This is a genomic window from Bacteroidota bacterium, assembly GCA_039714315.1.
In the GTDB taxonomy this organism is placed as follows: Bacteria; Bacteroidota; Bacteroidia; order Flavobacteriales; family JADGDT01; genus JADGDT01.
The window spans coordinates 1-9,965 of record JBDLJM010000117.1 but is presented as its reverse complement, the minus strand read 5'-3'; the positions used below and the strand labels follow the sequence as shown (position 1 = coordinate 9,965).

General features: G+C 35.8%; 5 protein-coding genes. 2 read left to right on the top strand and 3 right to left on the bottom strand.

Going from position 1 to position 9,965, the window contains the following annotated elements; all coding sequences use genetic code 11:
* Positions 1–162 precede the first annotated feature (162 nt).
* The 3 genes from ABFR62_10935 to ABFR62_10925 form a co-directional block, all read right to left on the bottom strand.
* The gene (locus ABFR62_10935; GenBank protein MEN8138935.1) at positions 163–999 is read right to left on the bottom strand and encodes a helical backbone metal receptor; all 837 of its coding nucleotides are present in this window, start codon (positions 997–999) and stop codon (positions 163–165) included.
* A 443-nt stretch (positions 1,000–1,442) separates the two neighbouring features.
* Positions 1,443–4,442: a protein translocase subunit SecDF gene (gene secDF / locus ABFR62_10930; GenBank protein ID MEN8138934.1), complete on the bottom strand. Its 3,000-nt coding sequence runs from the start codon at positions 4,440–4,442 to the stop codon at positions 1,443–1,445.
* 576 nt (positions 4,443–5,018) lie between these two features.
* Positions 5,019–5,498 carry a DUF4252 domain-containing protein gene (locus ABFR62_10925; protein MEN8138933.1) on the bottom strand — a complete coding sequence of 160 codons (480 nt, stop codon included), beginning with the start codon at positions 5,496–5,498 and terminating at the stop codon, positions 5,019–5,021.
* A 768-nt stretch (positions 5,499–6,266) separates the two neighbouring features.
* Between ABFR62_10925 and ABFR62_10920 the strand changes: the two genes are divergently transcribed.
* Together ABFR62_10920 and uvrA are read left to right on the top strand one after the other, a co-directional pair.
* On the top strand, positions 6,267–6,863 hold the full coding sequence (locus ABFR62_10920) for a hypothetical protein (GenBank protein ID MEN8138932.1): 597 nt from the start codon (positions 6,267–6,269) through the stop codon (positions 6,861–6,863).
* 214 nt (positions 6,864–7,077) lie between these two features.
* Entirely contained in the window at positions 7,078–9,903 is a 2,826-nt protein-coding gene (uvrA, locus tag ABFR62_10915; protein ID MEN8138931.1) for an excinuclease ABC subunit UvrA, read from the top strand.
* The last annotated feature ends 62 nt before the right edge of the window (positions 9,904–9,965 follow it).

Here is a 9,965-nt window from a genome sequence, read left to right as displayed (position 1 = left end):
TTCATCTTTCCTGCCTGACTGAGTCACGCAGGCAGGTATCTTTTACCTTTCCTGCCTGACTGAGTCACGCAGGCAGGTATCTTTTATCTTTCCTGCCTGACTGAATCACGCAGGCAGGTATCTTTTACCTTTTATCTTTTACCTTTTTTTAACACCTATCACCTAACTCAGACTTGAACTTCCCGTCCCTAAACCGTCCATATCTTTTAGCTTTAGAGCAAGTAATTTCAAATAATCCAACGATTTTACTATCCTCGATCCATACCATGCGAATGCCTGCCCGTCAACAAAAAATGTGGCTGCATCATGGCAGTTTTGTCCGATTCTGATTGCATCCTCATCTGTAAATTCATGAGGTTCTGTCGGCAATATAATTATATCGGGATTTGCTATGTGTATATTGGCTGCTGTAACGGCAGGATAACGTTCTTTTAAGTTAGAAAACGCATTCTTTACATTTATCAACTGCAACATAGAATCGATAAAAGTATCCTTCCCTGCAACAACCCATGGATCATTCCATACAAAGTAGCCTCCTGTTCTAAGTAATAAACCATCGGTCACTCTGGCTAAATCCCGAAGCTGCATATCAATTTTCATCAAAATCTTAGAAGCTTCATTTCTACTATTCAAAAGATTTCCAAAATTTTCAATCATCTGCCTGGCCTCATCTACATTTTTTACATCAGTAACATAAACCGGTACAGATTTACTTAGTTCCGCTATTTCCTCTTCGAAATTCTCATCTTTAGATGCAAAAACAATATCCGGTTTTAATTCCCTTATTTTTTCTACATCAAATTCCTGTACTCCCCCAACAACAGTTTTTTCGATCTGAAAATACTTTGGATGAACACAGTATTTTGTTACTCCTACAAGTTTATCCTCAATATTCAAATCATATATCAACTCGCTGATTGATGGTACAAGTGATACAATTCTATTTATGCTTTTTGGAATTTCCAGTTCATTCCCAATACAGTCAGTTACCTTTTGCATAGTGCTAAATTTTGATCAAATGTAGTTAGTTAACAACTGTGTTGCAATATGAGTTTTGTTATATTATTTATTGGATTCTACAACGATTGTTGTGTAAATATCAGGACTTATTTATAGATGTAAATCTAAATCAGGATTAATATTAATAGTGTAAACATTTTTTAGAACGATACATCTTTTAACCTCTTAATCTTATCATCTTTTAATCCTATCACCTTTTAACCTCCCCCCTCATAGTGCTTTCATGATTCATTTGGTATTATCTATTGGAAGTAAGCAGAAATATGATACGTCCCCGGTAAAATCCATCTTCCAGTTGACTAATACCAAATGAATATAACAACTAAATATCACATTTTGTGACATCAAGTTGGGGGGCGCAACCAAAAAAAAATCCCCCAACCAAAAGGCTGAGGGATTTCTTAATTTATATAGAAATATTATTATTTCTCGTCTTCTTTTGCCAGTCCGTTTTTACGCTTAGCTTCAATATCGTACATAACCGGTGTAGCTATGAACAATGAAGAGTAAGTACCTACAACTATACCAACAAGCAATGCAAACATGAATCCTCTAATCGTTTCTGCAAATATGAAGATAGAAAGGATTACGAAGAATGTTGTTAACGAAGTATTAACAGTACGACTCAATGTTGAGTTCATCGCTTCGTTTACCATACCTTTAAACTCACGGTTTTTATGTTCTCCAATCACCTCACGAATACGGTCAAATACAACCACGGTATCATTCAGCGAATATCCGATTACAGTTAGAATAGCGGCTATAAATGCCTGATCTATTTCTAATGAGAAAGGTAGTATACCATAGAAAACCGAGAACAATGACAATACTATCAATGAATCGTGGAATACCGCTACAACCGCTCCTGAAGAGAATCCAACTTTACGGAATCTAAACAGAATGTATAGGAATACTACAATCAATGAGAATAAAATTGCCAGGAAAGCAGCTTCTTTAATATCATCGGCTATAGTTGGTCCAACCTTCACAGATTGCATGATTCCAACATTAGAGTCTGCTCCACCTACAAACTTATCGTAGTCGTAATCAGCAGGTAAGAAACTGTTAAGTCCCTTATAAAGCAATTCATTTACTTCGTGATCAACTTCAGGTGCATCCTGGTCGATTTTATATTTAGTAGTAATCTTTACCTGGTTAGACGATCCTAAAGTCTTCACTATAGGTGCCATTTTATTACCATCCTCATCAATAAGTACATCAGCTAAAGCTTTAGATACATCCTGAGTTTTTACAGGCTGCTCGAAACGAACAGTAAATGTACGCCCTCCAACAAAGTCAACACCCTGGTTAAGACCTTTTGTCATTAAAGACACAATACCCAGAACAACAATTGCTCCCGAAACCATGTAAGCTATCTTACGCTTTCCTAAGAAATCGAAGTTAGGATTAGCAAACCATTTATCAGTTCCACCTGTTGAGAATGAAATAGTTTTATCTGCTACAAGCTTACGCTCGATCAATAATCTTGTAATAAAGATTGCTGAGAACAATGAAGTAAGAATACCTATAATCAATGTAGTTGCGAAACCTTGTACAGGTCCCGTTCCAAATACATAAAGAATTATACCTGTTAACAAGGTAGTAATGTTGGCATCAAGAATAGAAGAATAAGCCTGGCTGTATCCGTCTTTAATTGCCTGTTTTACCGACTTACCTTTCTTAAGCTCTTCACGAACACGCTCGTAAATAAGTACGTTGGCATCAACCGACATACCTATTGTAAGTACAATACCAGCAATACCGGGAAGTGTTAATACAGCTCCAATAGAAGCAAGCACTCCAAATATAAACAAGATATTTGCAGCTAGTGCAATATCTGAGAATAAACCAGCTCTACCATAGTAGAAGAACATCCATCCTAAAACTATCAATAATGAAATTCCGAAAGCTAATACTCCCGAATCAATTGCTTCCTGACCAAGTGATGGCCCGATAATCTCTGCCTGAATAATTCTGGCAGGAGCAGGAAGTTTACCCGCTTTCAATACGTTTGCTAAATCCTGAGACTCGTTAACAGTAAATCTACCTGAGATCTGAGAACGTCCTCCTGAAATAGGCTCGTTAACTCTAGGTGCCGAATAAACATAACCGTCAAGAACAATAGCAATAGACTTATCTACATTCTCTTCCGTTAATTTGTGCCATTTCTTTGCACCAAGCTTACTCATTTCCATAGAAACAACCGGCATACTCGATGTCTGATCGAAATCCGACTTAGCATCAGTAATAACATCTCCTCCAAGTGGCGGTACATTATCACGGTTTTTCTTTATAGCATAAAGAGTCAATCTGTTCCCGTTTCTGGAATCCGGCTTAGCCTCCCAATGAAATTCTACATATTGTAATGCAGGAGGCAACAATTCGCGAACCTCACGCATGTTTAAGTAAGAGTTGATTTTTGCAGTATCTCTGATCTCAGCAAATCCAATCATAGGTGAACCCTGATTAGAACGCGGATCTAATACACTGAATAACGGATTTGCTGCTATAGCATCAACATTTAAGTCTTCTTTCGGAGTACCATCCACTAAAAGTGAATCTAATCCTGAAGTTACAGTTTCCTCTATACCCTTTTCTGCTTCATCCTTTTTAGTTACAGGAACCTCAACAAGATCTTTCAAACGGTTATTTGCAGCTTGTAAATAGCCAATAACCTGATCGTTTGTATAAGTTTCCCAAAACTCTAACTGAGCTGTCGACTGAAGAAGTTTCTTAACACGTTCAGCATCTTTAACACCAGGTAATTCTACCAAAATACGACCTGAATTCTCAAGACGCTGGATATTAGGCTGAGCAACACCGAACTTATCAATACGTGCACGAAGAACTGTAAAAGCTCTGTCTATCGCTCCGTCGGCTTCTTCACGAATTATTTTCTGAACCTCGTCATCAGTCATGTCGAAGTTTATTTTCCCTCTTAAATCTTTGTTTCCAAAAATGTCGGCAGCAGCTAACTTAGTCTGATTACCTTTTGCAGCATTTTCTTCTTCAAAAGCATCGAAAAACAAAGTCAAATAATCATCCTGACTGTCTGTCTGTTGTTTCGAGGCATTTGCCAAAGCAGCATTAAATACCGGATTTCTGGATTCGTTCGAAAGACCAACTAAAATGTCTTTTACAGATACCTGTAAAATAACGTTGATCCCCCCTTTTAGGTCCAAACCTAAGTTTAATTCTTTTTCTTTTACCTGGCTATAAGTAAAATCCTTAACCCAAAGAAAGTTCATCACTGGTTTTTGGGCAATAGAATCTAAGTAATACTGTTGTTTTACTTCATCTCCATTCGCATACTCCACCGCATCTTTTTCTACGCTCTTAGCTTTAAAAGTAAAATAAAGCTGATAAATACTTACAAGCGCAAATAAGAAGGTAAAGAGTCTAATCGTACCTTTGTTTTGCATTACAAATAGTTTTTGTTCGTTTCAGGACACTCTTTTGGGTTGTTAAAAATAATAAGAGCTCTCCCTTTCTTTTATATATTACTACATTAGTATAGTAGCTGGCAAATATATAATTTCAATTAAAATATACCAATGAACAAACAACAATTATCAATAATCTTTTTTTGAGTTTTTTTTTGAAGCTATTCGCGTGCTTCGCTATAGTCCCAATTACAAAATGGCTTTCACAATAATTATTCAGGGAGCTCCCGGGTCGCTCCTGAATAATTTTGTTCAAAAATGCCATTTCATAATTGGGAGCTGCCGCTGCGCCCACGGCTAGGGAGAAAAGTGGAAAGACATAAGATACCTGCCTGCGTGACTCAGTCAGGCAGGAAAGACAAAAGACATAAGATAAAAGATGAAAGACAAAAGACAAAAAACAAAAGACAAAAAACAAAAGATAAAAGATAAAAGAGAAATTAGAACTAATATTGTCCCGACCTAAAAAATACCTACACCTAAGTAGAAATTATGCATAAATATTTTTAATTACTCTTTAAAACCAGTTAACTGGTAAACTTCAAACTCTAAATGCTAATTAAATATATCAAGTAGTGTTACTGCGTCCCTGGAATTAATTTTTCCCTGCAATGTGATTAATGACGACTCAAAACCATCATCCACAAAAAAGAAAAGCTCAGTTATTATATTTCCTTTTGATTTTCTATAAAAATTAAATTCTTCTCCTTCTGAACTTACAACCATATTCTTTTCATAAGAATTGTTCTCAGCAAATTCTTCAACATCGTCTTGCATCTCCTTTAACATTTTATCAGATTCGGTAGTTACAATATACATCTCTTTAATTTGCTTCATCATCTTTTTAACGATCGTTGGGTCATAATCATCGTCATCAATAAATAAACGACCTACTTTCAACTTTAATTTACCAAGTTTTTTTACTTCAATAGCGTCGTTTTTTTTGTAATTATCAATTAGCTCATCTATATTATTCTGCCCATATGATAAAAATGAAAAAAATGTAATTGCTATTGTTAAAAATGTATTTTTCATATTTTTAATGTTTTGAAAATTTCAATATAAATCTCGTAAACTAAATTGGAACCTTGACCTGTTAAAATATATTTATTATCAATGATAATAATAACCATAATTCTTACATAGTAAAACTAACTTTTCTTAAAGCCAAACATAAATTACGAAGACTGAAAAAATGCAGCCCTTGTATCAATATCATAGTAAAATATTAATTAACTACCTCTAATATTGCCCTAATATCACTTGGGATATTTTTTACACTCATTGCTATTTAAGTTGACTATGTTTCTTAGAATACTAAGGCAGATAAATTGGAGATAGTTTTATTATTAATTTCTCCGTAAAACTTCAACTCTTCTCAGTAGGAATCTGCTGTCATCACTTCTTCATAATCATTCCATTCAATAAATTTAGCTGCAATCTTTTTTTGATTCTTAATATTTTGTTCATGCGCATGTGCTATCATTTTTGCATTCATGATTACTATGTAGTTCACGGATAAAAAAACTAAGCACCTGCCTTATAAATGTATTTCAAAAACCTTTAGGTTCAGCGTAGCTAATGCTCTATTTAAAATCAAGGTGATTTTTGCTTGCGAAATAAACGAAGGGATTCATGAACACCGATTAAAATAAATTTACAGAGAATAAAAAGAGCTAATGTTCTTTATAAATAATCCAGGTTACAACTCATCAAAACAACACACTTAAACACCTGACAACAAATTAGTTATTCGTAACTTGCAAGGTTTACTGACTGATTAAAAATTAAAATCGTACTACTATGAAAACACGTTTAATTTTATCAATTACACTTTTGTTGCTTGTGTTTGGAGGTTGCAACAAAAATGAACCCTATGAAGATAATTTATTAACAAAAGATGATCTATCAGGAAAAGAGTACTTGCAAAAAGTTTTAACCGATTATCATTACCAGGGTGATTTAACTCTGTTGAATAAAAAGGCAAAAACAGAGGATGGTTATCTGGTTAAAAACATTGAGTTTAAACGGGCTGTTGGAATCATGATAATGCCCGGTACTGAACCATCCGACCGTATTGAGGGTTGTTTTAGATATGTTGAAGGATATGGAATCGCTTCACTCATAGGTAAGTTTACTGTAGAGAATGTATTCTGTTTTGAAGAATGGCCAAATGTATATGGATTTATCACTGCTGCAAATGGAGATGAAATTCATACACAATTGATTGACATGGTAATTGATGCAGCAGGAAATGGAGATGCTATATACATAGTATTGGGAGGAACAGGCCGGTTTGAAGAAACAATTGGAGGAGAACTTCATTTGTATGGCACTTTTGATTTTTCAAATATGACTTGGAACCTTAAAGGAGAAGGTAATCTTATATTTGACAAATAATTAGACTGAAAACAAAACATAAAAGGCTGTCTCAAAATTATGGAGACAGCCTTTTGGGCTTATAGTAAAAGTTATAATTTAACGATCTGCTAGACCGATTTAAACAACAACAAAGCAAAAGTACACTCTGAAACAATTTCAAGATAAAATCATACATCATAAATCTAAAATCATAAATCATAAATGATTAAATTTGCCGACTTAGTTTTTTTATATGGCAATTACAGACGATAAGATAGAAGTTTTAGGGGCACGGGTGCACAACCTCAAAAATATTGATGTGAGCATTCCAAGGGAGCAGCTGGTTGTGATAACAGGTTTAAGCGGTAGTGGAAAGTCCTCTTTGGCTTTCGATACCATTTACGCTGAGGGTCAACGTCGTTATATAGAAACTTTTTCTGCCTATGCCCGCCAGTTTTTAGGCGGACTGGAACGCCCCGATGTTGATAAAATAGAAGGCTTAAGCCCGGTTATTTCCATCGAGCAAAAAACTACAAGCAAAAGCCCGAGGTCAACAGTAGGTACTATCACCGAAATTTATGATTTTCTTCGTCTTTTGTATGCCCGGGTAGCTGATGCATACTCCTATAATACAGGAGAAAAAATGGTGCAATACAATGATGAACAAATTGCAAAACTGATTAAAAAAGACTACGACAATCAAAAAGTATTAATTCTGTCTCCGATAATTAAATCCAGAAAAGGTCACTATCGCGAACTATTTGAAAATATTTCTAAACAGGGCTTTATAAGAGTAAGAGTTGATGGCGAAATAAAAGAGATCACGCGAGGTATGCGCCTCGACAGATACAAAACTCACGACATAGAAATAGTTATCGACAGAATGATAATTAACGAAGGGGTTGAAAAAAGACTCGATGAAACCATAAAAACTGCAATGTATCACGGCAATAATGTCATGATGGTTTCCGACTTTGATAACAAAAACGTAAGATACTTTTCGCGTAACTTAATGTGTCCGTCAACCGGAATTGCTTACCCGTCACCGGAACCAAATACTTTTTCGTTCAACTCCCCAAAAGGAGCCTGCCAGCACTGTAACGGACTTGGGGTTGTAAAAGAAGTTGATATAAACAAAATAATCCCCGACGATAAATTATCTATAAAAGCGGGAGGAATAGCTCCGCTTGGAGAACAAAAAAAATCCTGGATTTTCAGCCAGCTTCAGATTATTGGAGAACGATATTCTTTTAATATGAATACTCCTATAAAAGATATTCCTAAACAGGCAATGGATGTTATCTTAAATGGCGGAGAAGAAAAATTTTCTGTAAAAAAAGACAATATCGGAATTACCCGTGATTATAATATCGACTTTGAAGGAATAACAAATTTCATTCAAAACCAATATAACGATAGTGATTCTTCGTCCATAAAAAGATGGGCTTCGGAATACATGAACGAAATAAGCTGTCCCGAGTGTGATGGTAAAAGACTTCAAAAAGAATCTCTTAATTTCAAAATAGACAACAAAAGCATTTCCGATCTGGCCGATTTGGATATCGCCGATATACACAAATTATTTAACAACATAGAATCTAAACTCAGCAAAAAACAACTTGTAATAGCATCTGAAATAATTAAAGAAATCAGAGACAGATTACAGTTTTTAATTGATGTAGGATTAAATTATCTGGCTCTAAACAGAAGCAGCAAATCACTTTCAGGTGGAGAAGCTCAAAGAATAAGACTGGCCACACAAATTGGTTCTCAACTTGTTGGGGTTCTGTATATTCTTGACGAACCAAGTATTGGACTTCACCAAAGAGATAATGAACGTCTAATTAAATCTCTTCAAAAACTGCGCGATGTAGGAAACTCTATCATAGTTGTGGAACACGATAAAGATATGATCGAACAGGCCGATCATGTTTTAGATATAGGACCGGGCGCCGGGCGACACGGAGGTGAAGTAGTAAGTCAGGGAACACCCGAAGAGATAAAGAAAACACATACTCAAACATCCGATTACCTCAACGGAACAAAAAACATAGAAATTCCTAAAAAAAGAAGAAAAGGAAACGGAAAAACTCTTTCTCTAAAAGGAGCAAAAGGAAATAACCTTAAAAATGTATCTGCCGACTTCCCACTGGGAAAATTGATAGTAGTAACGGGCGTTTCCGGATCGGGTAAATCAACATTGATAAACGAAACCCTCTACCCTATCCTAAACCATCACTTTTTCAGAGCAGTAAAAAAACCGCTGGAATATAAATCTATAAAAGGTCTGGAAAATATAGATAAGGTTATAGATATAGACCAAAGTCCGATCGGTAGAACTCCACGGTCGAATCCTGCAACTTATACAGGAGTATTATCTGAAATACGTTCGCTTTATGCCAAAATACCTGAGGCCTTAATAAGAGGTTACAAACCGGGAAGATTTTCATTTAACGTAAAAGGCGGACGTTGCGAAACCTGTCAGGGTGCCGGAATCAGGGTTATTGAAATGAACTTCCTGCCCGATGTACACGTGCATTGCGAGACATGTCAGGGCAAACGCTTTAACAGGGAAACCTTAGAAATACGCTATAAAGGAAAATCTATCTCCGATATTTTGGATATGACAATAAACGAATCAGTTAAGTTTTTTGAACATATCCCTAAAATATTCCGAAAACTAAAAACCCTGCAGGATGTAGGTCTGGGATACATTACCTTAGGTCAGCAATCAACTACCCTGTCGGGAGGAGAAGCACAACGAATAAAACTTGCCGCCGAACTGTCGAAACGCGATACCGGCAACACATTCTATATACTCGATGAACCAACAACCGGTTTACACTTCGAGGATATCAATGTATTGATGAAGGTGATAAAAAAACTTGTCGATAAGGGGAATACTGTCCTGATTATCGAACATAACCTCGATGTTATAAAATTAGCGGACCACATAATCGATATAGGCCCCGAAGGAGGAAAAAACGGAGGAAAAGTACTTTTAACCGGTACTCCCGAAGAAGTTATTAAAAAGAATAAAGGCTATACTGTTGATTTTTTGAGGAAAGAAATGATATAGATTTTAGTACTTATACTTCCGACTTTTCTATCCCTTCGACTCCGCTCAGGTACCACCGCTCA

What these genes read in the sequence shown, in the direction of transcription:
- ABFR62_10925 (MEN8138933.1), bottom strand. Translation starts at nt 5,498, where the DNA reads ATGAAAAATACATTTTTAACAATAGCAATTACATTTTTTTCATTTTTA.
- secDF (MEN8138934.1), bottom strand. Translation starts at nt 4,442, where the DNA reads ATGCAAAACAAAGGTACGATTAGACTCTTTACCTTCTTATTTGCGCTT.
- uvrA (MEN8138931.1), top strand. Translation starts at nt 7,078, where the DNA reads ATGGCAATTACAGACGATAAGATAGAAGTTTTAGGGGCACGGGTGCAC.
- ABFR62_10935 (MEN8138935.1), bottom strand. Translation starts at nt 999, where the DNA reads ATGCAAAAGGTAACTGACTGTATTGGGAATGAACTGGAAATTCCAAAA.
- ABFR62_10920 (MEN8138932.1), top strand. Translation starts at nt 6,267, where the DNA reads ATGAAAACACGTTTAATTTTATCAATTACACTTTTGTTGCTTGTGTTT.